21 protein-coding genes are annotated in these 26011 nt (G+C 57.7%); 8 read left to right on the forward strand and 13 right to left on the reverse strand.

The features are described 5' to 3' along the window. The first annotated feature begins 1 nt into the window (after position 1). Together argJ and mutT are read left to right on the forward strand one after the other, a co-directional pair. The gene (gene argJ, locus ACUNV4_RS01020; RefSeq protein ID WP_430876619.1) at positions 2–1234 is read left to right on the forward strand and encodes a bifunctional glutamate N-acetyltransferase/amino-acid acetyltransferase ArgJ; all 1233 of its coding nucleotides are present in this window, start codon (positions 2–4) and stop codon (positions 1232–1234) included. 54 nt (positions 1235–1288) lie between these two features. Then, the gene (gene mutT, locus ACUNV4_RS01025; RefSeq protein WP_430876620.1) at positions 1289–1684 is read left to right on the forward strand and encodes an 8-oxo-dGTP diphosphatase MutT; all 396 of its coding nucleotides are present in this window, start codon (positions 1289–1291) and stop codon (positions 1682–1684) included. Positions 1685–1814: 130 nt separating this feature from the next. Here mutT and coaE read toward each other — a convergent pair whose 3' ends face one another. Beyond that, positions 1815–2426: a dephospho-CoA kinase gene (coaE, locus tag ACUNV4_RS01030; RefSeq protein WP_430876621.1), complete on the reverse strand. Its 612-nt coding sequence runs from the start codon at positions 2424–2426 to the stop codon at positions 1815–1817. Positions 2427–2787: 361 nt separating this feature from the next. Between coaE and ACUNV4_RS01035 the strand changes: the two genes are divergently transcribed. After that, positions 2788–4824, forward strand: a complete 2037-nt coding sequence (locus tag ACUNV4_RS01035) for an HNH endonuclease signature motif containing protein (protein WP_430876622.1) — start codon at positions 2788–2790, stop codon at positions 4822–4824. Positions 4825–5006: 182 nt separating this feature from the next. On the opposite strand, the gene ACUNV4_RS01040 is transcribed toward ACUNV4_RS01035, so the two are convergent. From ACUNV4_RS01040 to ACUNV4_RS01075, 8 genes are all read right to left on the reverse strand, one after another. Further along, positions 5007–5921 carry a prepilin peptidase gene (locus ACUNV4_RS01040; RefSeq protein WP_430876623.1) on the reverse strand — a complete coding sequence of 305 codons (915 nt, stop codon included), beginning with the start codon at positions 5919–5921 and terminating at the stop codon, positions 5007–5009. 93 nt (positions 5922–6014) lie between these two features. Beyond that, the gene (locus tag ACUNV4_RS01045) at positions 6015–7232 is read right to left on the reverse strand and encodes a type II secretion system F family protein (RefSeq protein WP_430876624.1); all 1218 of its coding nucleotides are present in this window, start codon (positions 7230–7232) and stop codon (positions 6015–6017) included. Positions 7233–7235: 3 nt separating this feature from the next. Further along, positions 7236–8933 (reverse strand): type IV-A pilus assembly ATPase PilB, encoded by a 1698-nt coding sequence (pilB, locus tag ACUNV4_RS01050; RefSeq protein WP_430876625.1) that lies wholly within the window; start codon positions 8931–8933, stop codon positions 7236–7238. A gap of 279 nt (positions 8934–9212) precedes the next feature. Next, positions 9213–9641: a pilin gene (locus tag ACUNV4_RS01055; RefSeq protein ID WP_430876626.1), complete on the reverse strand. Its 429-nt coding sequence runs from the start codon at positions 9639–9641 to the stop codon at positions 9213–9215. Positions 9642–9735: 94 nt separating this feature from the next. Further along, entirely contained in the window at positions 9736–10176 is a 441-nt protein-coding gene (locus ACUNV4_RS01060) for a pilin (protein ID WP_430876627.1), read from the reverse strand. A gap of 331 nt (positions 10177–10507) precedes the next feature. Beyond that, the gene (locus tag ACUNV4_RS01065; protein ID WP_430876628.1) at positions 10508–12037 is read right to left on the reverse strand and encodes a sigma-54-dependent transcriptional regulator; all 1530 of its coding nucleotides are present in this window, start codon (positions 12035–12037) and stop codon (positions 10508–10510) included. 2 nt (positions 12038–12039) lie between these two features. Next, positions 12040–13653 (reverse strand): sensor histidine kinase, encoded by a 1614-nt coding sequence (locus tag ACUNV4_RS01070; protein ID WP_430876629.1) that lies wholly within the window; start codon positions 13651–13653, stop codon positions 12040–12042. A 198-nt stretch (positions 13654–13851) separates the two neighbouring features. Beyond that, a complete protein-coding gene (locus tag ACUNV4_RS01075) occupies positions 13852–14628 on the reverse strand; it encodes an outer membrane protein assembly factor BamD (RefSeq protein ID WP_430876630.1) in 777 nt (258 codons plus the stop codon). Positions 14629–14859: 231 nt separating this feature from the next. On the opposite strand from ACUNV4_RS01075, the gene ACUNV4_RS01080 reads away from it, so the two are divergent. The 5 genes from ACUNV4_RS01080 to ACUNV4_RS01100 all read left to right on the forward strand — a co-directional run bounded on the left by ACUNV4_RS01080 (position 14860) and on the right by ACUNV4_RS01100 (position 22388). Beyond that, positions 14860–15804 carry an RluA family pseudouridine synthase gene (locus ACUNV4_RS01080; RefSeq protein WP_430876631.1) on the forward strand — a complete coding sequence of 315 codons (945 nt, stop codon included), beginning with the start codon at positions 14860–14862 and terminating at the stop codon, positions 15802–15804. A 40-nt stretch (positions 15805–15844) separates the two neighbouring features. Continuing rightward, a complete protein-coding gene (gene pgeF, locus ACUNV4_RS01085) occupies positions 15845–16678 on the forward strand; it encodes a peptidoglycan editing factor PgeF (RefSeq protein WP_430876632.1) in 834 nt (277 codons plus the stop codon). Positions 16679–16791: 113 nt separating this feature from the next. Continuing rightward, entirely contained in the window at positions 16792–19395 is a 2604-nt protein-coding gene (gene clpB, locus ACUNV4_RS01090; RefSeq protein WP_430877397.1) for an ATP-dependent chaperone ClpB, read from the forward strand. A gap of 215 nt (positions 19396–19610) precedes the next feature. Continuing rightward, complete coding sequence (locus ACUNV4_RS01095; RefSeq protein ID WP_430876633.1) at positions 19611–21770, forward strand: hypothetical protein; 2160 nt, start codon at positions 19611–19613, stop codon at positions 21768–21770. Between the two features lie 96 nt (positions 21771–21866). Continuing rightward, a complete protein-coding gene (locus tag ACUNV4_RS01100; RefSeq protein ID WP_430876634.1) occupies positions 21867–22388 on the forward strand; it encodes a hypothetical protein in 522 nt (173 codons plus the stop codon). Between the two features lie 43 nt (positions 22389–22431). Here ACUNV4_RS01100 and ACUNV4_RS01105 read toward each other — a convergent pair whose 3' ends face one another. Genes ACUNV4_RS01105 through ACUNV4_RS01120 form a run of 4 tightly spaced genes read right to left on the reverse strand, consistent with a single transcriptional unit; the run spans position 22432 to position 25880 of the window. Continuing rightward, on the reverse strand, positions 22432–23604 hold the full coding sequence (locus ACUNV4_RS01105; protein ID WP_430876635.1) for a HupE/UreJ family protein: 1173 nt from the start codon (positions 23602–23604) through the stop codon (positions 22432–22434). An 11-nt stretch (positions 23605–23615) separates the two neighbouring features. Continuing rightward, positions 23616–24470 carry a DUF4198 domain-containing protein gene (locus tag ACUNV4_RS01110; RefSeq protein ID WP_430876636.1) on the reverse strand — a complete coding sequence of 285 codons (855 nt, stop codon included), beginning with the start codon at positions 24468–24470 and terminating at the stop codon, positions 23616–23618. Further along, positions 24470–25282 (reverse strand): anti-sigma factor, encoded by an 813-nt coding sequence (locus tag ACUNV4_RS01115; RefSeq protein WP_430876637.1) that lies wholly within the window; start codon positions 25280–25282, stop codon positions 24470–24472. The genes ACUNV4_RS01110 and ACUNV4_RS01115 overlap by 1 nt, the downstream gene beginning before the upstream one ends. After that, positions 25269–25880, reverse strand: a complete 612-nt coding sequence (locus ACUNV4_RS01120) for a sigma-70 family RNA polymerase sigma factor (RefSeq protein ID WP_430876638.1) — start codon at positions 25878–25880, stop codon at positions 25269–25271. Before ACUNV4_RS01120 ends, ACUNV4_RS01115 begins: the two co-directional genes overlap by 14 nt. Positions 25881–26011 lie beyond the last annotated feature (131 nt).

Consider the following 26011-nt stretch of genomic DNA (forward strand, 5'->3'; position numbering starts at 1 on the left):
CATGCCTGTCAATCTGAATCTGGCCCCGGCTACTCCGGTTCGGGGCGTCACGTTGGCCACACTGGTGGCCGGTCTCAAATCCAACGGCAGTGCCGATATGGTGGTGGCCAGTCTGACGGAAACTGCCGTCACGGCTGCGGTGTTCACGCAGAGCGCCTTCTGCGCCGCGCCGGTGTCGGTGGCTCGTGAGCAATTGCAAGCCTGCGATGGACGGGTGCGGGCACTGTTGATCAACTCCGGAAATGCCAATGCCGGCACCGGGCAGCCCGGGATCGACATGGCCAATGGGCACTGCCAGGCCTTGGCTGCAGCCCTGGGTGTGGATTCCGGCTCGGTATTGCCATTCTCGACGGGTGTCATCGGTCAGTTGCTGCCCGATGACATCATGCGGTCCGGTATCGCACGAGCAGCCACCATGCTTGAAGGTGCAGAAGAGCTGGCCTTGCCCCAATGGGAGAACGCCGCCCGCGGCATCATGACAACCGACACCCAGCCCAAGCTGACCTCACAGAGTGTCACCATCAATGGGCAGGACGTGACGATTACCGGGATGGCCAAGGGCGCCGGCATGATCCAGCCGAACATGGCAACCATGCTGAGTTATGTCTTCACCGATGCCACCATCGGTCAGGACGACCTGAATCGGGCATTGCGGGAATCGGTTGATGTGTCCTTCAATTCGATAACGGTGGACAGTGATACATCCACCAACGATGCCTGTGTGCTGGTGGCCACCGGTGTCGGCGAGGCATTGCATGCCGATCATCCGCAATGGGCCGAGTTCATGTCCGCCCTGACCCGAGTCTGCAGTGATCTGGCACAGGCCATCATCCGGGATGCCGAAGGTGCTACCAAGTTCATCACGGTCAAGGTGACCGGCGGACGCGATACTGCGGAGTGCAAGCTGGTCGGTTACGCCATTGCCAATTCACCATTGGTCAAGACGGCCATGTTCGCCAGCGATGCCAACGTCGGGCGACTGCTGGCGGCCATCGGCAAGGCCGGTGTCGACTCTCTGGATGCCTCGAAAGTGACCGTGTCACTCGGTGATGTCGTGGCTTTCGAGAATGCGGGTATCGCCGCAGGTTATACGGAAGAGAGAGGGGCGGCTGTCATGGCTCGTGAGGAGATCGACGTCACGGTCGACCTGGCTCGAGGGTCTGCGCAGGCGACCATCTACACCAGCGACCTGTCTCACGACTATGTCAGCATCAATGCCGATTATCGCTCGTGAGGCTGATCGGCCTGCCTCTGTCAGATTCCTGCACATCCGCCTGAGTCTCGGTCAATGAAGGTTATCGACGTCGTTGCCGGCGTCATTTTCAACGACTCCGGTGACCAGGTGTTGCTGGCCTTGCGCAAACCCGAACAGCATCAGGGCAATCGCTGGGAATTTCCCGGGGGCAAGCTGGAACCCGGTGAGACTCTGCAGGCCGGTTTGGTGCGGGAACTGGTCGAGGAGATCGCCATCACGGCGACGCGCTGTACGGAACGTGTGGTGATCGAGCACAGCTACCCCGACAAGCAGGTGCGACTGCATTTCTGGGACGTGTTGGCCTTCGAGGGTACTCCGCAAGGGATGGAAGGACAGCGCCTGGAATGGGTGCCACTGCGGGGCCTGGCTGATCTGGAATTTCCGGAAGCCAATCAGGTGATCGTGGATCAGTTGCTGGCCGAGGTGTAGATCGGCGGGTCGGGCTTATAGGCGGTTGGTACTGGTCGGTGTGGGGCGTTGTGCGTTATGCGTGGGACGTTTCGCGTAGGGCGTGGGCCGTTGCAGGATCGTCCCTTGCAGTCGACGCCAGCGCTGCCTCTCAGTCTGGGTGCAGATCCGCAGCGATGTATTTCTCATGCAGCGCAGACACCTGCTTGCGGGTGTCATCGATACTGCCAGCATTGTTGATGACATCGTCGGCAATGGACAACCTGTCCTCGCGTGTTGCCTGCGAAGCCAGAATGGCACGCGCCTCCTTCTCGGAAGAGCCGTCACGTGCCAGCAGTCGGGCCATCTGCACCGACTCCGGGACATCCACCACAACGATGCGATCGAAACGGTCCTGTTGACCGGTTTCAAGCAGCAATGGCACTGCAAAGATGATGTAGGGATGCGCCTCCTGTGACAACGCAGTCACGCGTTGATCAGACAGTTGGCGGATCAATGGGTGCAGCGTGTCGTCAAGGAACTTCCGTTCGGATTCGTCGGCAAACACGAGACTACGGAGCACAGCGCGGTTCAGTTCACCACCGGAAGTCAGGATGTCCGGGCCGAAATGCGCCGCCAGAGCCTGCAATCCTCGGCTACCTGGCTCAACCACCTCTCGAGCCAGCAAGTCAGCGTCGATGACCGGAATACCCAACTGCTCGAAGGTACTGGATACCAGGGATTTGCCACTGGCGATGCCGCCAGTCAATCCGACAAGTTGCATGGGAAAGTGGCTTCATCAGCTTGCGAGCACTCATGGTAGCGCTGTTTGACCTGATTTGGGAGTTTGCTGATCAGCGAATCTGAGTCCGCTTGTGGCGATAACGATCAGGATACGCATCTGCTTCGCATTGCGGGTAGCGAAGTCGGATGGCAGCGGGCGGCAGTGGGCGGCAGTGGGCGATCAGATGGCGATCTGATGGCGATCTGATGGCGATCTGATGGCGATCAGATGGCGATATTGCGTTGCCGTGTTGACGAATGCTGATGACTGATTATATTTACAGTTTTTGTGTGTGAATCACATCTTGATGCCGATACCTGACCGTAAACTATCGACATGCCCAGTCAGACAAGGAGTCACGATGAATAGTCGATATCACGCCAGGCAAGGTGAGGGCGGTTTGTCAGAGACGCGTAATCCCGGATGGTCATGGCTCTGGAATGACAATGCCATTGCTGAAGAGTCCTCGGAATACGATTCGAGTGTTGGCGTGATGGGAGGAGGGCCGAGAGGGTGGTCTGGGTCGGTACCGGAGGCGCAGGGTGAGGCGCAGGGTGAGGTGCAGGGTGAGGCCCGTAAAGCCCGCAAGGCGCAAGTAGAACAGGCATTCAGCGAACCAGCCAGCCAACCGGAAGCTCATCCCCCCAGGGCAACGCCTTTCGACAAAGAGCTGGAAGGACGAGTGACGCAGGCAGAGGCCATCCGTCTGGCCATGGCGTTGATAGAAGGAGCTCGTCAGGCATCATCGGACAGAGCGGAGAAAGTGGAGCAGCTGCGTGAGCGCATTCGGCAGATCAGTGGTCAGCCGTCCGAACCGCAGGATGATTCCGACACGGACATCGGCAAGCGACTGAGGTCGCTTTCCCGTACCAATGACAGGAACCTCGCCGAGCAACTGAAATTGCAAGTCCGGTTTGATGAGGCGGAACGCTACAAGGAAGATGGTTGTCGCAGCATGATTGTCTGGATGGATGTCCATCTGGGAATTGCCAAGACCAATGCATCGGAACAACTGCGAGTTGGGCGAGCCCTGCAGGACCTGCCGATTCTCGAATCCCTGTTCACTCTGGGGCAGATTTCCTTTTCGCAGCTGCGTGAAGTGACGCGTGTGGCCACACCACAAACCGATGCGGAATTTGCGCTGGCAACGCTCGCATTGTCCGTGTCGGAAACCCGCGAATACTGTCTTCGTTTTCGCCATGATATCGATCGTGATGAGGACGCGCGGCTTGCCATGCAGCACGGACAGGATGTCAGCGATTCCCATGCCGCAATGCGAGCCTACGATCGTCGTTCATTGAGAATCAGTGAGCCTGATGTGCATACCACGCGTATTGTCATCGAGCTGCCTCGCGAGCTGGGAGAGGAATTTCGACGTTCACTCGAGCATTGCGAAGACTGGATCAGAGAGGGCGGGGAAGATGCGAGTCCGAACGATGCCTCGGATATTGCGCACCAGAAAACCGATTTACCGGGCAGTATGCAGAAGACGTCGGCCGAGATGCCGACCAGAACAACGGCAACGCAACTCCGGGCCGATGCCGCCTTGCTGATGAGCCGCCGTTCGTTGGCACATGCGGGAGAAGCTGTAGCAATGGCTGATCGGTACCGCGTTCATGTCAATGTTGACCTTGATCAGTTGCTCGACGGATGCGTGGAAGACGCCGCATCTCAACGGACAGATGATCATCGCGCCAATGCTGTTGTCGAGCGTCCCTGGTTGCACGGTGCCGGCCCCGTATCACGCGCCACTACCCAGCGTTTGGCTGAAATTGCCGGATTCACGCTTGTTGTCAGAGACGAGACAGGAGAAGCCTTTGCCACGGCCAGCAAGGCTCCACCCTTTACTCGGCGTCAGTTGAAAGAACTTCGTGCACGAGATCGACGTTGCCAGATGCCGGGTTGCGGATCTACCCGTCATGTCGAAGGGCATCACATCGTTCATCGGGAAAATGGCGGCCGTTCTACCATGGAAAACGCTGTTCATGTCTGCGGTGCCTGTCATCGTCTACTGCATGAAGGCGGTTTTCGATTGGAACGTATAGGGCCGAATGGTGCGGATCTGGGTGGTCATGCTCATGCGACAAATGCGGACGCTGCTTCCCGACAGCGCGCTCAGGCCAAGGTATCCAGGATCAGACGATACCGCCTGTATGGTCCGGATGGAACCGAGTACGATAGCGTGAACGCTGCGCGGGCCAGAATGTATTCGCACGTCGGGCTCGACGGAATGCACGGTCCAGCTCCGGATCACGTACAACAATTCCACTCAAATGCAGAGACACGGGAGGTCAGTCGGAGCGATCGGGAATCCTGCAACGATGTTGGCTGGGCCAGTGCCGCCATGAAAACCGGGACGGAGAGTCAGATACGAGGCGAGCAGGTGCCGATTGTTTAGACGACTGAACGTTGGATGGTATGTCGGCAGGAGAATACACAAACTGTTCAGACGAACGAGCGTTGAAGTGATTTCAGCCTGAAGGTTCGAGCGAATGCGGATATCTGTTTAGACGACTGAACAGGAGACGACCGCGCAGAAACGGATCGACGCTGATTCATCAGGCAGCACACCAAGGACAGTCAAGCAAGCAGACCGTAATACCACTGGCTCAATGACTCTCCCCAGAGCATGGCTATCCAGCCTGCGGCTGCCAGATAGGGGCCGAAGGGAATGGGTATGTTCTTGTCTCTACCGGTTATCGCTATCAAGGCCAGGCCCACCACTGCGCCAACCAGAGAGGAGAGCAGTATGACGACCGGCAATGCCTGCCAGCCGAGAAGCGCACCTATTGCGGCCAGAAGCTTGAAATCGCCGTAGCCCATGCCTTCCTTGCCAGTGACGATGCGAAACAGTTGATAGACAAGCCAGAGCACCATGTAACCGGCGGCTGCGCCAATGACCGAGGACTGCAGGTCAGTAAAGACCGGCAGCAGAGCCGCGAGCAAGCCTATCCACATGAGCGGCAGCGTCAGCGAATCGGGCAGCAGTTGATGATCGATATCGATCATGGTCATGGATACAAAAAACCAGGTCACGACAATGCCCAACACCGCTTGCGGCGTTGGTCCGAACTGCCATGCTACGACCAGTGATAGCAGCATGGTCGTGAATTCGACGATGGGGTAACGAATTGAAATGGGATTGCGGCAGTTACCGCATCTGCCAGCGAGCAGCAGATAGCTGATGACCGGTATATTCTGCCAGGCCTTGATCTCCGAACCGCAGGCCGGGCAGCGCGAACGCGGGACAGCGAGGTTGAATGGCTCGGACTCGGCAGCGCTTGTAATCGCGGACCCGGAATCATCTGCAGATATAGCAGACGCTTCGGCTTCCGCCGTCGCGTATTCTGCCATGTTTTCGCGCCAGGCACGCTCCATCATGATGGGCAAACGGTGAATGACCACATTCAGGAAACTGCCAACCATGAGGCTGACGAGTGCTACAACGCCGTAGAAGACAAAGGCATTGTATTGGAACAGTTCGAAGATCGACATGAGTGGATTATGGATGGATTGAGGCCGTCACGCAAAGCGTATGCCTTGCGTAACGGGATTACCCGCTACCGGTTCAGTGCAAGGTGACACTGATCAGAACGCATCACCCATCTTGAATATCGGCAGGTACATGCCGACCACCAACCCACCGATGACCACACCGAGAAAGGCCATGATCATCGGTTCCATCAGAGATGTCATGGCATCCACCGCGTTATCCACTTCTTCCTCGTAATAGTCGGCGACCTTGCCCAGCATGTCGTCGATGGAGCCTGATTCTTCACCGATCGATACCATCTGAACAACCATGTTCGAGAACAAGCCGGAGCTTTCGATCGAGGCTGTCAGTCGCTGCCCGGTTGCAGCTTCGTCCTTCATCTTGTGAATGGCTTTTTCGAACACCGAATTACCAGCTACACCTGCCACCGATTCCATGGCTTCCACCAGGGGCACACCGGCCTTTGACATTGTCGCCAGTGTTCGAGCGAAACGGGCGGTTGCGGCCTTGACGACAATGTCACCGAAGACCGGTGCCTTCAGAGCGAGTTTGTCGAGGGCTTCTGCAAAGGGTTTCGAGCGCTTTTTTGCCTGGATGAATACCCAGACGGTCAATCCGACACCTCCGAAAAGAACATACCACCAGCTCTGCATGAATTCGGATGCGCTGACGATCATCTTGGTAAACGCCGGTAGGTCGCCACCCATGCCAACAAACAGGGACTCGAATTGAGGTACAACGAATACCAGCAGAATGGCGGTTACGATGAAAGCAACGATGAGTACGGCCACCGGGTAGAACAGTGCTTTCTTGATCTTCTTCTTCAGCGACTCCGATTTTTCCTTGTAAGTGGCAATTTCGCCAAGCAGGGTTTCCAGGGTTCCGGACTGTTCACCAGCTTCCGTCAGACTGCAGAACAGCTCGTCGAATTGTTCCGGGTACTTGCGCAGAGCGTTGGTCAGGTTGCTGCCCGATTCGACTTCCGCCTTGATGCCGTTGACCATGTCCCGCATGGACTTGTTTTCCATACCATTGGCAACAATCTCGAATGATTGCACCATGGGCACACCGGCACCCATCATGGTAGTCAATTGTCGAGCGAAGAGTGCAATATCGCCTGCTTCGATCTTCTGCTTGCCGCCAAATTCCTTGCGCTTCTTTTTTATCTTCGAGGGAATGATGCCTTGCCGGCGCAGCTTGGCCTTGACCAGGTCAGCGCTGGGGCTGGAAATCATGCCTTTCTGCTTGTGGCCGGAAGCGTTCTTTCCTTCCCATTCGAACATGATGGGGGCCTTCACGGATGACTTTGCCATGCTCTAGTCCTTGGTCACTCGGTTCGCTTCCTCAAGGCTCATGACACCCTGGGCGACCTTCATCAACGCAGACTCTCGAAGATCGGGAATCCGTTCTTTTCTGGCTTGAGCTGCGATCTCGATGGCATTGCCTCCCGCCATGATGATCTTGCCGATATCCTCACTGATTTTCATGACCTGGTAGATGCCGACACGGCCCTTGTATCCCTTGTTGCACTTCTTGCAGCCAACAGCCTTGTAGAGTTGCAATCCGTCCAGCTGCTCCTCCTTGAAGCCTTCTTCCAGCAGCAGATCGCGAGGCAATTCATCTTCAGGCTGCTTGCAGGCCTCGCAAAGTCGCCTGCCCAGTCGCTGAGCAATGATCAGTGATACTGCGGTTGCAATATTGAATGGAGGCACGCCCATGTTGATCAGTCGTGACAGCGTCTGCGGGGCATCGTTGGTATGCAGGGTGGACAGCACAAGGTGACCCGTCTGTGCCGCCTTGACCGCGATGCTGGCCGTTTCCAGATCACGAATCTCACCCACCATGATCACATCCGGATCCTGCCGCAGGAAGGACTTCAATGCTTCGGCAAACGTCAGACCCGCCTTGGCATTGACGTTGACCTGATTGATACCGGCCAGATTGATTTCGGCGGGATCCTCGGCGGTTGATATGTTGGTGCCCGGTTCGTTCAGTATGTTCAGCCCGGTATACAGTGACACGGTCTTGCCACTACCGGTCGGGCCCGTAACCAGTATCATTCCGTACGGATTGGCCAGTGCCTCCATGTACAGTTTCTTCTGTTCTGGCTCGTAACCCAGTGCATCGATTCCCAGCTGAGCGCTGCTCGGGTCAAGAATACGCAGAACCGTTTTCTCGCCGAACAGGGTAGGGCAGGTGTTGACACGAAAATCGATCGCCTTGGTCTTGGAGATCTTGAGCTTGATCCGTCCATCCTGAGGCACGCGCCTTTCGGAAATGTCCATGCGCGACATGACCTTTATGCGCGCAGTCAGTCGGCCGGCCATTGCCAAAGGAGGATGCACGACTTCTTCCAGAACACCGTCGACACGAAACCGAATACGAAAGATCTTCTCATAGGGTTCGATGTGAATATCCGATGCACCGCGTTTGATGGCATCGAGCAGGACCTTGTTGACGAAGCGCACCACAGGTGTCTCGTCAACGCCTGACACATCGGCCTCCAGATCGGCATCATCGGCAGTGTCGACCTCGAGATCGAAGCTGTCGTCCAGGCCTTCGTCGAGCGTCGAATTCTGATCCAGCACTCGGGAGCGCAGGTCCGCCAGTGCGGCTTCATCGACAATGATCGCCTCGACACTCAGTCCGGAGGCAAACTTGTATTTTTCCAGAGGTTCATTGTTGGTAGGGTCGGAAATCGCAATGAAGAGACGTGAGCCTCGCTTCGCAATCGGCACCGCATTCTGGCTGGATATCAGCTCTTCCTTGATGTATTCGGTGGGGATGCTCTCAGGAGACAGTGCCTGCAGATCAAACAATGGAAGACCAAAATCGCCCGCGATGTAATGCGCGATGGCACGCGAATCCACTTCACCGTGTTCGATAAGTGTTGTCAGGAAAGCCTTCTTGCCTTCCTTGCTCTTCGCGAGAGCATCCAGAGCGGATTCCTCGCTCGCCAATCCCTGGCTGACAAGTTGCCTGGCGATGCCGTTCAACGTGTTGTTGGGTGTCATTAAGCTTTCCTGAGTATTGCTTCGTCGCCGCCCATGCAGGGAGGATGCTTAACAGTGAATCGGCAAATCTTGACGCTGCTTTAGCGTTTAAGCGATTCGGAGCAGGGACGGCAATCGCCAGTCTGAGAAAGGGTCACAGTGGAACTGGCGGCTTGCGCGTACAGATCGCGTTCGAGAGACGAGCGAGTTGCGTATTGACGCGTGACGCTGCCCTGTTAACCCCTCTGGTACTGTACTGCAAAGGTCGAATCCGAGGTCCTGCGAGTAGAGCGGCAATGGTCAGTTGTGTTTGCAGAGCTTCAGTACATCACAAGATCCCTCTGATCTCCAAGAGACAATTTCATCGGTCTTGGACGGAATGAGAACGTAGTCGACACCGTCAAGTTCATCAGTGGTCACTACCGAGATGACCCCATCCTTGGTGATGATGGACGAAATGTATTTGCCCAAGCCTGTCGTTACGTCGTCGGGTATTCCGGGGTAGCTGCCATTGGCATTGTCACCGGAGCAGCCGGTGAGGAAATTGGTTTCCTGGGCACAGAGGTTTACAGCGCTTTTCCGATCGGCAGTGAAGCTTATTACTTCCGAGAATTTCGCGCGTTTTGTGTAGTTTCCATACTGCGGTATGGCGATTCCAGCCAGCACGCCAATAATGGCAATGACAACCATTAACTCGATGAGCGTAAATCCGGTTTGGCCTGTTTTCATGGCTTGCGACAAAATGGTCTGAAATCAGAAACAGCCCGGTCGAACTGCCCCGGGCTGTGCATCGGCTCCTCCTGATGAGGGTCCGTAGACTAGATTATGGTTTGCAGAGGTTTGCATCCACACATGAGCCACTGACCAGCCAACCCATAGGTTCTCCGCCAGCAGGTTTTGTAGCCATGTCATCAGTGCCAACTGGCGTCAGTATGTAGGTAGTGCCGTCAACTTCTGCTGTTCCAGTAGCTGTAATGGTTCCATCTACTGTTGCCAGAGTCGCGATAACACCCTGTGCTGCTGCGATATCAGCAGGTACACCTGTACCAGCAACGCCGCCATCGCACAGGTCGATGTCATTCTGTTCCTGATAGCACAACGTAACTGCAGTCTTGGCAGAGGCAGTAGCCGTGATCACTTCAGAAAACTTCGCGCGCTTCGTGTACTGACCGTACTGAGGCACAGCGACCGCAGCCAGAATGCCGATGATCGCGATAACGATCATGAGTTCGATCAGTGTAAAACCTTTTTGTGTCTTAACCATTTTAGGGTCTATCTCCAGAGATTTGATATTGATAGGCTGGTGTCAAGCCGAACCTACGAACGATGTATCGTCCTTGAGGACAAATGGTTAAGTGCAGGGGCTGTGCCATTTGCCATGAATGTGGCAGCTCGATAATAAATATCGAAGAAACAGTCACTTGCAAGTAACATGAACTGTGTCAGGGTTGAACTGTTTGGCACAATGGAGTGACATTCCTGTCAACAGATGACAGTAACCGTGTTACATCCATGACAAAGCCGGGACAGGGCGGCCGCTCGAACAGTCGCTGGCAAGCTGTCGTAAACGAATACCTTGTGCTGCTGCTCGTTTTTCAGGTACCGGTGCCGGTGTCGTCGGTGTCGATACCGTACTGCTGTATTCGGTAGCGTAGCTGGCGGTAGGTCATTCCCAACTCTCGTGCTGCCGCCTTGCGGTTCCAGCGAGTGCTTTCCAGCATCTCCAGTATTGCCTTTCGCTCGTCATGTTCGCCGCGGCCACCGCTGACATGTGCCGCGTTCAACGCCGACCCGGTCTTTCCGTGCCGGTGACCGGCCACCTGAATGCCAAGGTCCGGGGCATCGATGACACCATCATCGCTCAAGGCCACCGAGCGTTCGAGGATATTCTCCAGCTCCCGGACATTGCCCGGAAATGCATAGGCTGCGAGCAGGTTTTCGGCATCAGGCGTGAGACGAGCCGGTGACCCTGGAATGCTGGATTTCGCTATCGAGTGGAGAATGTGGTGTGCAATGGATACGACATCATCCGGTCGTTTTCTCAAGCTGGGTGATTCGATGCAGATGACGTTCAGTCTGTAATACAAGTCGTGTCGAAAATTTCCCTGTTCCACTTCCAGGGCCAGGTCCTTGTGGCTGGCACTGAGAATGCGTGCATCCACGTTGATTTCCTCGGAGCTTCCCACGGGGCGAACGCTGCGTTCCTGTATGGCGCGCAGCAGTTTCACCTGCATGTGCAATGGCAGCTCGGCGACTTCATCGAGAAACAGGGTGCCTCCTTCGGCGCGCTTGAACAGACCATCGTGGTCCGAGTGGGCGCCGGTGAAGCTCCCCTTGCGATGCCCGAATAATTCGCTTTCCATCAGTTCGGAAGGAATGGCGCCGCAGTTGATGGCGATGAACGGGGAGTCTGCTCGAGGTCCGTTTTCATGGACCAGACGGGCAATCAGTTCCTTTCCGGTTCCCGATTCTCCGGTTATCCAGACAGGAGCATTGGTCTTGGCAACTTTTCCGATCAGTCGGCGCAGGGCCTGCATGGGTTCGGACTGACCGATGAGGCGTTCGCGACCGATCTGCTGACTGGTCTCTGCATTTTCTGCAGGTCTAGCGGCAGGCAGCTCGGGCTTGTCCGAGGTTGCCGCCGGGCTTCCTGTTTCCTGCTCACTGTCTGCTGACTGATTGGGCTGAGTGATTTCCTGCTTGTGGTCGGTCGTTTGCCGTGGAAGAGCGGATACTGAAGCACTGGCATTTGCGGTAGTCTCGGCAACCTTCAGGGCCTGTGTCACCAGACTTCTCAATAATCGGATGTCCACCGGTTTCGACACAAAATCAAAGGCACCGTTCTTCATGGCCTCGACGGCGGCTGTCATGTTGCCATGCGCCGTGATGACAGCCACCGGCAAGTCGGGCTGAATCTCGTGGATCCGAGTCACGAATTCGACGCCATTGCCATCGGGCAGCTTCATGTCGGTCAAACAGACATCGAAGCGGTAGGAATGCAGCAGATTCTCGGCCTCTTCCAGATTGCCTGCGGTATGCGTGTCCAGACCGATGCGGTCGAGAGACAGGGCAATCAGTTCCCGTATATCGGCCTCATCATCGATGATCAATGCGGTGTGGGTCATGATCAGGCTGCCATGTCCTGTGCTGCGGAAAGTGTGATTCGAAAGTGTGCGCCAGTGTCTCCCGGAACGCATTCGATACTGGCCTTGTTGATCTCGCAAAGCTCGCGGATGATGAATAAGCCCAGTCCGGTTCCGGCATGGTGGGTGGAATAGAAGGGCTCGAACAGGTTTTCCTTGTCCATGTCGGAGATGCCGCAGCCGTTGTCCATCACATCGATCAGAGTCGTGCCTCGATCGGACTGCCAGCAGCTGATCCTGATGGTGATGCTCCGGGAGTCATTGTGCAGTTGGGCGTTGGTGCACAGATTCCACAGCACCTGATCCAGGTGTCCGGGGTCCACCAGAGCACGGCACGGCTCGGTCACCACCGTCAGCTGCTCGCTGCTCAGTTCGTTCTCGGCAATGAAGCGCTGCGCGAAATCCTGAACCTGCTCGTCCACACTCACTTCACTGCTGCGGACCTGTTGCCGGTTTGACAACTGCAGCACGTCTTCGATGATGCGGTTGATGCGCAGTGTATGCCGTTTGGCGATCTGCAACAGGTCCGCATCATTGGCCGCCAGTTGCGGTGATTCTTCGATCAGCTGAACGGCATGCGAGATGGCACCCAGTGGATTGCGGATCTCGTGGGCAATGCTGGCGGACATGCGTCCCAGAGAGGCCAGTTTCAGTTGCTGAAACTGTTGCAGGATGTGCGTGTGGTCGTCCAGCTTGATCAGGACTCCTCCACGTGAGAGTGGTATGAACTTGGGCAATAGCGATTGGCCGGTACTGGCAATGTCGAATGGGCGGGTTTCACGGGTGGGTGAGCGTTCAGAGGCCTGCAGGCTTTCCATCAGCTCGACACACAACTGTCGAAGATGCACGGGCATGGGTGTGAACTCTGCGGCAAGCAGGCTGCGCGCCGTGTCGTTGATCAGTTGCACCTGACCGGATGGGTCTATGACCACGACTCCGGAATCCAGTTCTCGAATGATTTCCTCATTGAGTTGAGAGATCTCTTCGACATCCAGAACGACTCTCGAATGCGAGGACCTGACCAACTGGCGATTCATGGCCTTTCTGACAGGTACCGTCATGACCCAGGCGATGGCGAACAGCAGGGAGCCCAGCACTGCGGTGGCCTCGAAATTGGCGGCCTGTTTCCCGATCAGCACATTGGACAGCAATTCCTCGACGATGACCACGATGCTGCCAATGGCGGCAAACAGCAGAGCGTGACGTGCGGTGGATACCTGGCTGAACAGGGCCAGATTGATCAACAGCAAGGGGCCCAGGCCACTCTGTATGCCGCCGCTGGCGTACATCAGTACACAAACCAGCAGGATATCCATGTAGTTCTGCAGGTAGAACTGGGTTTCGACTGCCGGTCGTCGGAGGCGAATCAACAGGGCAAAGCTCAGCGTCGTGACCAGATAGCCCAGATGCGCTACCTCGAACAGCGGACCGTTGCGAGTACCAAGGGTGAGTTGATCCTCTGACAGGTAATACACACTGCCGGATGCCAGCAGCAGCAGAAAGCGATACTGGTTGAAGAGGTTGAGTACTTGCCAGTCGGGCACGTGTACCGTTGACTTGGCGGAGGAATAGCCTTCCGCCGTTGTACGGGCACTCACGATGAGGGGATATGTTCAATCATTCTGGAAGCGTCAAACGCAAGTTCCAGACCACTCGGTTTTGCCAGCCACGGCCTCGTGAGTGTGTTTGCGGGCCTGTTCGTCAGAAACGCCGGTTTGGCGACGGGGTATTACGGTAAGTCAGCGAATATCGGAAGGTGCCATTGCCAGCGGAGTTGCTTGCCCAGCACCAGTGGATCAACCCTTATCCAGAGCAGGATGTTCAGGTGCGGTGGCAGCCAGCACCCTGAGCGTATCCTGCTGCAGATCGGTCTGACCCATGGCCTCGTAAGCGGCGGCCATCAGTGCCAGTGAATTGGGTATGTGGCGGGAACCGTCATAGTGCTCCAGCAGATAGCTGATGCGGTTGACGACGGCGACCATGGCACCGCGCTGGTAATAGAACTGCGCGGTGTTCAGTTCGTGTCGGGCCATTTCGTCTTTCAGATAGGCCATGCGGGCCAGGGAATCCTCGGCATAGCGGCTTTCGGGGAAGCGCCTGACCAGGGTATCGAAATCGGCAAAGGCCGCGCGCAACCATTGCTGATTGACCTTCGACATGTCTCTGGGAAAGATGCGTTCCATGGTGGAGCCGCCTCTGGAGAAGTGGCTGACACCTTTGATGTAATAGGCGTAATCGATGTTCTCGTTACGCGGGTAGAGCTTGATGAAGCGATCGGCGGCATTGATCGCATTGTCGAATTCATCCTGTTTCAGGTAGGCGTAGGCGATGTCCAGCTGAGCCTGTTGTGTGTAGCTGCCGAAGGGGTAGCGGGCGCCTAGAACCTCGAAGGTGCCGATGGCTGTCAGAAAATCGCCCTGATTCAGTGAGCGCTTGGCCATTCGATAAAGCTCTTCGGCACTGCCTGCCTGGGCGAGCGGGGCTGATTGGCTGGCACAGCCGCTCAGAATCGAGCCCGAAAGGCACAATCCGAGTACGGCGAGAGCGGCGAAGCGTGAGAACTTGAGTATCATCGGTAAAGTATAGCGTAGCTGCGACCGGGCGGATTTGCAGTTTGTGTACCTTCACGCTGCCAAGGTTCCCCGGTCGACAGCGAATGACAGCGCCTGTGTGCGCTCTGCTCCAGGAGAATTCACATTACCGGTCAGACTGACAAACCTTCCCCATCCTCCAGCACCGAGGAATCCGACACGATCCGGGTCAGTTCGGAGTGGGCCGGCAAGCGGCTGGATGCCGTGGCTGCCATGGTATTCGACACCTATTCACGCAGCCGGCTGCAGAGCTGGATTGCCGATGGTTACCTGACGGTGGATGGCGAGCAACGGCGAACGCGTGACAAGGTACTCGGTGGCGAGCTGCTGAGTCTGCAATTGCCGCCTGATCTGCTGGCGGACATGCTCTCCGAGGCGGATGGCGACGGCATGTCCAGCTTCGTGCCCGAACCGATGGATCTGGATATCGTTCACGAGGATGAACACATACTGGTCATCAACAAGCCTGCCGGGCTGGTCATGCATCCGGCCCCCGGCAATCGCCGTGGTACCTTGCTCAATGGGCTGCTGCACTACAGCGCCGCTCAGGCCGGCGTGCCGCGTGCGGGCATCGTGCATCGACTCGACAAGGAAACCTCCGGTCTGTGTGTCGTGGCGCGCACCCTGGAGGCCCATACGCATCTGGTGAGGCAGCTGCAGGCCCGCGAGATGGGGCGCACCTACACCGCAGTAGTGGTGGGTGCGGTACCCATCAACGGGACAATCGATGCGCCAATCGGTCGTCACCCGCGAGATCGCAAGCGCATGGCGGTGACCGACGGCGGCAAACCCGCGGTTACCCATTTCGAATGTGTGGAGCGCTATCTGGGCTGTGCCCGCGTCATGGTCAAGCTCGAAACCGGACGTACTCATCAGATAAGGGTTCACATGACCCATATCGGCCATGCGCTGATCGGCGACCCGGCCTACGGCAGGCGTCTGGCCGTCCTGCCGCGACAGGTGGCCGAAGTGCCGGCCGTGGCAGGCTTCAAGCGCCAGGCCCTGCATGCTACCCGTCTGACGCTGATCAATCCGGGTAACGAGGAAGAAATGAGCTTTGATGCCCCGATGCCGCAGGACATGCTGCATTTATGTGCCGAATTGCGCGATATCGCCGATGCAGCGCTACGCGCAGAGAGTGACAGAAACAATGGTTGATTCCGGGTTCGAAGGCAGGACGGAGGAAGGTGAGGCTGATATGAGGCACGATCTGGCCTCCGGTCGCGGCTTTGGCGTGATAACCGGGCTGACTCCGCAGTGGCAGGTGTCTTCCCGGGTTACGGCGTTCGCGACGACCCGGCTGGGCGGTGTCAGCCAGGCACCGTATGATTCGCTGAATCTGGGCCTGCATGTCGGAGACGAACTGCCGGCCGTAGAGGAGAATCGTCGGCGTGTGGTGGAATCCTTTGCGCTTCCCGGAGAACCGTGCTGGCTGCATCAGACGCACAGCGAGAAGGTTCTGGCCATCGGTTCCGAGAAGGAGCCTGTTTCCACCAGTGCGCCATCGACGGAACAGGCATTCTGTGCAGACGGCTCCTGGACCGATCAGCCGAACGTGGTGCTGGCGGTGCTGACCGCCGACTGCCTGCCGGTCGTGATCAGCGATGCACAGGGAAGTCAGCTGGCCGTGGTGCATGCCGGCTGGCGCGGCCTGGCGGCGGGTATTCTGGAAAATGCCCTGGCAAGGTTCAGCCCCGCTGTCGAACTGCATGCCTGGCTCGGACCGGCCATCGGTCCCGATGCCTTCGAGATCGGGGAGGAGGTGCGTCAGGCCTTCATTGATCGCAAGGCGGCCCACGGTGAGTCATTCCTGCCAGGTCGGACAGACCCTGCCGCAGCCTCGGGTGTCAGATTCTGGGCGGATATCTACGCGCTGGCACGCACCGAGTTGCAGGCCTGTCGCTCCGTGGTGGTGACCGGCGGCGACTATTGCACCGTCAGTCAGCCGCAGTGGTTTCATTCGCATCGACGCGATGGACTGCGCAGTGGACGACTGGCCACGATGGCCTGGATGGACGCATCGCGGAGCTGAGACTGTTTGATCTTTCTCATGATAACCCTACAAAAGATGTTGAATTGAATCACGGCAGCACCACCTTAAGGCCATCTGAATGAAACGATTGCCATGAGGTAAATCTGATGAGAATGGACAAACTGACCAGCAAGTTTCAGCTGGCATTGCAAGACGCACAGTCATTGGCTCTGGGTCGCGATCATCAATTCATCGAGCCGGCCCATCTGATGGTGGCCATGCTTGATCAGGATGGAAGTGGCGTCAGTCCATTGCTTGCACAATCCGGCGTCAACGTGAACGGTCTGCGCGTCGGTCTGGATCAGGCGCTTGATCGTCTGGCCAAGGTGGAAGGGGGCAGCGGGCAGCTGCATGTGTCCAATGAACTGGGACGACTGCTCAATCTGACAGACAAGGCGGCACAGAAGCGGGGAGATCAGTACATCTCTTCCGAAGTCTTCGTGCTGGCGGCGCTGGAAGACAAGAAGAACTCACTGGCCGAGGTCATGCTTGGCCACGGTGCAAACCTGAGCGCGATCCAGAAAACCATAGAAGACGTGCAGGGCGGGCCGGTCAACGATCCGAATGCCGAGGACAATCGCAAGGCGCTGGAGAAGTACACCATCGACCTGACCGAGCGTGCCGAGCAAGGCAAGATTGACCCCGTGATCGGTCGTGATGATGAGATCCGTCGTGCCATCCAGGTGCTGCAGCGTCGTACCAAGAACAACCCGGTCATCATTGGTGAACCGGGTGTGGGCAAGACTGCTCTGGTGGAAGGTCTGGCGCAGCGCATCGTCGATGGTCAGGTACCGGATGGCATTCGCAACAAGCGTGTGCTGTCGCTGGACATGGGCGCTCTCATTGCCGGTGCCAAGTTCCGTGGTGAATTCGAAGAACGCCTGAAGGCGGTATTGAGTGATCTGGCCAAGCAGGAAGGTCAGGTGATCCTGTTCATCGACGAGATCCACACCATGGTGGGTGCCGGCAAGGCCGAGGGCTCGATGGATGCCGGGAACATGCTCAAGCCTGCGCTGGCCCGCGGCGAACTGCATTGCATCGGCGCGACCACACTGGATGAGTATCGTCAGTACATCGAAAAGGATGCAGCGCTGGAGCGACGCTTCCAGAAAATCATCGTCGATGAGCCATCGGTGGAAGACACCATCGCCATTCTGCGTGGCCTGAAGGAGCGCTACGAAGTGCATCATGGGGTGGATATCACCGATCCTGCCATCGTGGCCGCAGCCACGCTGTCGCATCGCTATATCAGTGATCGCCAGCTGCCGGACAAGGCCATCGATCTGATTGACGAGGCAGCTTCGCATATCCGCATGGAAATCGATTCCAAGCCGGAAGAGCTGGATCGACTCGAACGCCGCATCATCCAGATGAAGATCGAGCGTGAGGCACTGGTCAAGGAGACCGATGATGCATCAGTACAGCGTCTGGCGACTCTGGACGAGGATGTCGATGCACTGGAGAAGGAATTTGCCGATCTGGAAGAGATCTGGAATTCCGAGAAAGCAACCGTACAGAATGCCGCAGGCATCAAGGAAGAGCTGGAGCGTGTGCGGCTGGAGCTGGAAACCGCAAGGCGCGCTGGCGATCTGGCACGCATGTCGGAATTGCAGTATGGGCAGATACCGGCTCTCGAGAAATCGTTGGCAGAGGCCATCGAGAGTACCGACGATCAGGAAATGACCCTGCTGCGAACCAATGTCACGGCCGACGAGATTGCCGAGGTGGTAGCCAAGTGGACCGGTATCCCGGTCAGCAAGATGATGGAAGGCGAGAAGGACAAGCTGCTGCGTATGGAAGCCGAGCTGGGCAAGCGCGTGGTGGGTCAGCTGGAAGCGGTGGAAGCGGTATCCGATGCCATCCGGCGCTCACGGGCGGGCTTGTCGGATCCGGGTCGTCCCATCGGTTCCTTCCTGTTTCTCGGACCAACCGGTGTGGGCAAGACGGAACTGACCAAGGCGCTGGCCGACTTCATGTTCGATGCCGATGACGCCATGGTGCGTATCGACATGTCGGAGTTCATGGAGAAACATTCCGTGGCGCGATTGATCGGTGCGCCTCCCGGGTATGTCGGCTATGAAGAGGGTGGCTATCTGACCGAAGCCGTACGTCGCAAGCCGTATTCGGTCATCCTGCTCGACGAAGTGGAGAAAGCGCACGGTGACGTGTTCAATATCCTGTTGCAGGTGCTTGATGATGGTCGCCTGACCGATGGTCAGGGGCGGACGGTGGATTTTCGCAATACGGTCATCGTCATGACGTCCAACCTGGGCAGTCAGATCATCCAGGAGCTGGCGGGCGGCGACAATTATGCCGAGATGAAGGCAGCCGTGATGGAAATCGTCGGACAGCATTTCCGTCCCGAGTTCATCAACCGGGTGGATGAGACCGTGGTCTTCAAACCGTTGTCCAGTGAGAACATCCGCATGATTGCCGGGTTCCAGGTACAGCACCTGGCGCGTCGCCTGGCAGATCGTCAGCTGGAGCTGGTGATCACCGATGCTGCGCTGGACATGATCGGTGCGGCGGGATTCGATCCGGTTTACGGGGCAAGGCCATTGCGTCGCGAGATCCAGCAACGGGTGGAAAACCCGCTGGCACAGTCCATTCTCTCGGGAGATTTCATGCCGGGCGATACGGTGTTCATCGATGCAGAGGGCGGTGAGCTGGTCTTCAGCAACCGTGAGGCCAAACCCAATGTGGCTGTCGTGCACTGATCGACAACGCTGGCAGGACTGAATGAGCAGACGCCCCGGAAGGCAACTTCCGGGCTGTCTGCGTTTTGGTCCGTAGCATCTTTCCCTGTGCTCGGGGACGTATCTGTCATTTTTACCGGAATTCAAGGTATTTTCCGGTCGCTGCATCTTTTCTGCCCTCTCGTACGTTGCTGTTGGTATCCGGCCTGAAAAGGCCTTCAATGGAGAGTGCGATCATGATGTGCAGCAAACGCAGTTCAATATCGGCCGGCAGTACCAGTCCGGCGCCACAGCTCGGGACTGATGAGGGCAACCGATTTCCGCGGCGGCGCCTGGTGGTGGCCATGGCTCTGGCGGCGATGACACTCGGTGCCTGCAGTGACGACGATGATTCGAATGACATGGGCGGGTCGGATCCCGTCATCCCCGAGGGGCGCTTCGCCGTCGCCATGAATGACGGGCAGGGTCCGGGCAGTGTGTCGATTCTCGCACCGGATATTGCCACTGAGCGAAGCACCCTTGCCACTGGAGCCAATCAGGGGCTGACGATCGGCGCTGACGGCACCTTGTACCAGAACTCCGATGCAGAAGGCAGCGTGGGCATGCGTGCCTTCAATCGTGCCGTCGACCGTACGGACATGGATGAATTCGGAGCGCTTGATCGGCTTGTCGGCAACAGCCCCGGCAAGGGATTGGCAACACTGTCAGGCATGGGGCTGCTGGCCTCCTGTGATGTCAGTGATCAGGCCGCTGACCTGAAGTTGTATTCCACATCGGCCGGCGAGCAGGCGTCGCCCGTGGCACAGGTGGATCTGCCAGCCAGCTGCTGGGACAGTACCTACGATGCGCAGGCCGATCGTCTCTATCTGGCCATGACGGACGGCACGCTGGGAATCGTCGATGCAGTCGCCGAGCTGGGATTGCTGATGCCGGCGGAGGGAGATTCACAGGTCAGTCTCGGGGCAGATATCATTGATCGGATGGTCAGCGTGGTCGATGCCGACGGCATGCAACGCTCTGTCAATTTTCATGGTGTCGCGGTTGAAGACGGTATGGTGCTCGTCTCGGATGTGGGTAGTGCCGATTCAGCGACCGATGGTGCGCTGTATGTCTTTGCAGACGATGGTGAGCTGAACGGAGAGCAGAGCGTCGATGCCATCGAAGGGCCGGCGACCCTGCTGGGCAACCCGGTGGATGTATTGCTGGTTGAGGGTTCGGCCATCGTTGCCGAGAAGTCCAATGACGCCATTCTGGTGTTCAATGACGTGGCGACACGGGCGGGGGATGTCGCGCCTGATTACATGCGTGCGTTTACCAAACCGGAATCTCTGGTGCAGTTTGGCGACGATGACGGGGTCGTGGATGCATCGGATCTGACCGCGGACAGTGCTGTCTCGAGGTTGCTGGTAAGCCAGAATCCGACCGTCATGCAGCAAGGTGGCGAGGCTGTGGACAATTCATCGGTTGGCAGTATTCGGGTACTGGATCTGCCGCTTGACGCTGCACAAGGCGAACAGTCTGTCATGGCGGGCATGGTGTCCGGAGATCCCGGTCAGGAAATGTTTCGTACGCTGGAGAGCATCCAGCTTGATGCTGCCGGAAACGGCTATGCCGTATTCGATACCACTGACGGCTCTTCGGTCTCCGATCGCGGTTTACTGGTCATCGACAGGCTTGACAGCCGTGAGGGGACAGCCGTGGATACCATGACAAGAGATCGCCTGCTGGGCGGTGCAAGCGCCGGGCTGACCAGCCCCAAGGGCGTCGAGATTGCCGGTGAACAGGGAGCCTTGATCGTCTCGGATATCGGCAACGATTCGGTTGCCGCCAGTCTGGTGGTGTTGTCTACATCAGCTGGCAGCAACGCCATGCCGCTGTTCACGGTCATGGATACAGGCAGTGCCGCAATCTGGGATACCGATTATGATCCGCAAAACGACCGACTGTACGCGGCCGGTACCGCTGGTGATGTGCTGGTTTATGATGACTTCTTCGCCATGGGAGCCAGTGCCGTACCGACACGCAGCATTCGAGCAGCCGCTGCAGGTGCTGTCAGCAACATCCACGGTATCGTGCACGATCTCGATAGCGATACACTGATCGTGACCGATGTCGGCGATGCTGCCAGTGCCAGCGATGGTGCACTGTATGTCATCGATGATGCGTCCACCGCTTCCGGTGAGATCACCCCCAGGGCGATGATTGCCGGCGCGGCAACGGCACTGGGAAATCCGGTCGACCTGGCGTTTGATGGTGCGCATGCCTACATTGCAGAGAAGTCCAATGATCAGGTGCTGATCTATCGCGATGTGCTGTCTCTGGAGGGCGAGATGGATGTAGCGGCTGACGAGTCAGTGGCTGTGCTGAAGCCCGAGTCGGTTGTTCTGGCACGCTAGAGGGTTGATTGCGTCAGTTCTCGAACAGCCGGGCAGGGTCCTGCAGACTCTGCCTGGCGTTTGTTCACCATGGGTTGATTGATGGGAGGAAGGAAAATGGCATCGTTCGATATTCGTGGATCCGGCTGTCCTGCACAAGGCAGTACGGAAAATCGGAAGAGCTTCGTATCACGCTGTGTGGGAAGTGCTCTCGCTGTCGGAGCCATGCTGATAACGGTCCCGTTGATGCCTGCCATCGCTGCAGATACCGGCGAAGAGCGGCGTGATCAGGCTGGAGAAATTGTTCGTGAATCGGTGACACCCGAGCAGGATCTGCTGGGAAAGATGCAGGACATCGGTACTGTGAGAGTTGTCGTGCATGCGCTGGAGCCTGCAGATCATCTTGCCGGTCAGCTGAGTTCCCTGCTGCAGGCGCTGGGTGTTTCGCAGGTGGAGCGGCGTCTGGTCGATGCCGTGCCCGATCGCAACCAGGTGCGTTACTACCATTCGGCCGATCGTCAGGCCGGACAGGCGGTGGGTGATGCACTGGGGCTGGTATTCGATGATGTGGCGGTACGCGATTTTGCCGACTACCAGCCCGTGCCGTCAGAAGGCCTGATCGAGATCTGGTTGCGCTAGGCAATCGTCCATCGGCCGTCGTGGCCGATGGTTATCGTCAAAGTCATCCGATGATCTGAACGCGTTGCAGGAACCAGTAGAGACCGATTGCGCCGATGATCAGGGACGCCGGCAGGGTGATTCGCTGTCGGTACCAGGGGCGCTTGCCGAAGCGCCAGCCCACCAGAGCAAAGCACAACAGTACAACGCTGAGCTGACCCAGCTCGACCCCGATATTGAAGGCCAGCAAGGAGCTGGCAAAGTGACCGCTTGACAGTCCGATGTCGCTCAGGACACCGGCAAAACCCAGACCGTGCAGCAGGCCGAAGGCGAAAACCATGACAAGACGAGTCGAGGACAGGCGGGCCTGGCCGGATCGACCGGCGAACAGGTTCTCGGCGCAGACCGCGGTGATGGACAGGGCAATCAGGGGTTCGACGATACTGGCTGGCAAGGTGATGATCCCGGTAATGCCCAGTGCCAGCGTCACCGTGTGGGCAATGGTGAACATGCTCACTTGCCAGACGATCGGCCTGAGTTTCGGTGCCAGCAGAAACAGCCCGATGACGAACAGGATGTGATCCAGTCCCTTCGGAATGATGTGCTCGAATCCGATGACGATGTAATCCAGAAAGCCGCTGCCGCCAGTCTGAGACACTCCTGCCTCGATGGATATCGGGTCGCTGCGTTCGCCGGGCTGCAAGTACTGGCTGAATGCGCTCGCATCGGGCACATCCGTGACCGCATCGGCCCGCAGGATGATCGGTCCGTAACGCGCATCCCACTGCCAATCGATGGTCTCCATGGATTCTTCCAGGGGCGCTTGCAGAATCAGCACGGAATCGCGTGGCAGGCGCACGTCTCCCACCGGCGGAATGGTTACGGAAGCCATGTCCAGTGGCAGTGTCGATTCCGGGTCCGTGGATGAAGACAGATTTATCGACTGCAACAGCGTGGGCAGGTATTGTCGGGTTTCTCGTTCCAGAGCTGCCGGAGGCATGTCACGCAATTGCTGGTAGCGCTCGGCCTGCGGTGCATCGTCCGAATCATCATGCTCGGGTCCGATCTCGCTGATCAGCGCTTCCAGGTTGGCGCGAATGGCAATCTGTACCGTCGCATCCGACTGACTGATATCGGCAACAGCGGGACGCAATTCGTGGGCTTGCAGACTGGCGATACTGGAGAGCAGCACTGCCAATAGCAGCAGCCGACCAGTCAGGGACGGTTTGAAAGTCATGCGTGGGGGATTCAGTTTTTTCGGAAGAACAGGGAAGCCCAGTGGGACTCCCAGTGGGCAGAGGTGTCAGCGGGTTCCACGAGCTTGACACTGTTGAACAGATAGTCGCCCGTGGCGCTCAGGGTGAATTCGACGTGGCCTTCGTCGTTTGTATCGGCCACGGTACGTGTGACGCTCTGATCGGAGCTGCGATACAGCATCTCGACCTGACGCCCCGCTTGCACCCGCCCTTCGAACCACAATTGCAGGCGTACGCTGTCTGCTTGCATCGGATTACGCTCGGCAATCAGTTCCAGCCGCTGGTCCTGGGGGGCCAAGGCTGGTGCTGTTCGGGTCGGGGTTGCGTTGTCAGTCGAGTCGGATGCCTGGCCTGTTGGATCGGAAACATCGATCAAGGCCTTGCAGTATCGATAGTAGTGCTCGACGATGTTCTCCCGGGGCAGCCCCCTGGCCTGATGACGAGCCACGATGCCTTGCAGCCCGTGGTAGTTCAGAAATGTCTCGAAGTCTTCGAAGTCGGCATAGCGCAGTTCACGCTGCGTGGTCTCCAGCAGCAGCAGGTTAAGTCCCGGCTCTTTCAGCGACATCTGGAACGCCGGATAATCGCCAAGGCGGCCCGTCAGTGCCTGTCTGTTGCTGTCTGAAATCAGGCCGGCGCGGGAGAGACCAGCGGGATCGAAGGGTAGCGGTGCCCCCACGAACTCCTCGCCATTGCGCACGTCTGCCTGCAACTGCTCGCCGGCAGACCAGCGCTGGCCCACCGGTTCCAGCCAGTACTCATGCGCCATCGCCGGCAGCGTGTGGAAGAAAAGCCACAGCGCCGCGACTGCGGCACCGAGGATTGATGTCTGCCGGTCTGATCGCATCAGAGGCGCGTACCTGAAATGGTTCGAATGGCACCGCTGAACAGAACTGGCCCGGTAGGCCCGGCTTCCGGTGAGCCGCCGCTGGGTTCCAGACTGACGGCGAACTGCTGGGCCTCGGCGGTACCGAGTGGCAGAGTCAACAGCAGTGATTCGCCTTCGTTGGTCGGTAACAGACCGACCGAGCTGACGCCGCCGTCATCGGGTTTGACCATCCACAGTTCGAACGAGCGATCTGCCTCCAGTGGTGGTGGTGCCAGGGCGACTACCTGCAACTGATTGCTGCCATCCCGGGTTGAGAGAATCCACAGGGATTCCTGTGAGTCATCCTGCACGATACTGATCATGTTCAGCTCGGGGCCCGGTGCAACTGTCTCATCGTGTGTCGTGCTCTGCAGCAGCAGGGCTGCCATGGCAATCGAGGCTGCCGTGGCAAGTCCTGCGATGGTTTTCCACAAAGTATTGCTGCGACGTGAAGGTCGTCGGCGCCAGGACACGACGTTGTCGGACGTATCCTGGCGAACAGCATCGGTAGTGAGCTGTTCTGTCAGTTCTTCCTGTTCGGTATCTCCGGGGGCGTGTTTCTCGGTCCCGATTCGGCTCATGATCAGGGGAAGCAGATGAGGCGGTGGGGTGACCGGAGCCACCCGGGAGTCCAGAGCGGCAAGCTGATGCTGCCACCATCGCACTCTGGCTCTGGTCTCTTCATCGGCCGCCAGAATCTTCTCGAATACATCCCTTTCGGTGCCTCGCAGAGAGCCGAGTACATACTCGCCTGCCTGTGCTTCCCACCATTGCTCGTCAGGCGTGGCCATCAAGACACTCCTTCAATGAAACAAGACTGCGGCGAATCCAGCTCTTGACCGTGCCGATGGGTCGTTGCAGACGTTCACTCAATTCCTCCTGGGAAAACCCCTCGCAATAGGCACGAACCACACACTCACGTGCCGGTTCGGAGAGTCGCTCCAGGCACAAGTCCAGAAGCTGGGATGACTCGTGCTGTTGATCGAATGCCTGCGCCCGATCCGGCATGACTTCCAGGTGGGCCTTGTCCAGATTCAGTTCGACGTCTTCGCGGCTGCTACGCTTGCGCAGCACATCGATGGCATGATTGCGTGCGATGCTGACCAGCCAGGTGCGCGGTGCACTCTTGTCATTACGGTACCGATCGGCATTGTTCCAGACCTTGATATAGGTATCCTGCAGGGCTTCTTCGGCCAGCGCCTCGGTTTTCAGAATGCGAAGCAGTACCCCGTACAGCTGGCTGGACGTCGCCTTGTAGAGTTGTTCGAATGCACTCTCGATGCCGTCGGCGCAGGCGCTGATCAGGCCGTCCAGACGTTGATCAGCCGCATCGATACCGGCGGTGCGTGGTGATCGGGGCTCGTCGACTGTAGAGGTGCCGTGGGTCATAGTGATATCTACGCAGTGATGTCATGAAAAGAGGCAGCCCTGTACAGATTGTTTCAGACTGAATGGCATGATCCCTCCCGGGCCTGCGTGCGCGGAGCACGATTGTAATTTGTACATGCTGCTCTTCTGTA

It is taken from the genome of Granulosicoccus sp. 3-233 (genome assembly GCF_052681095.1).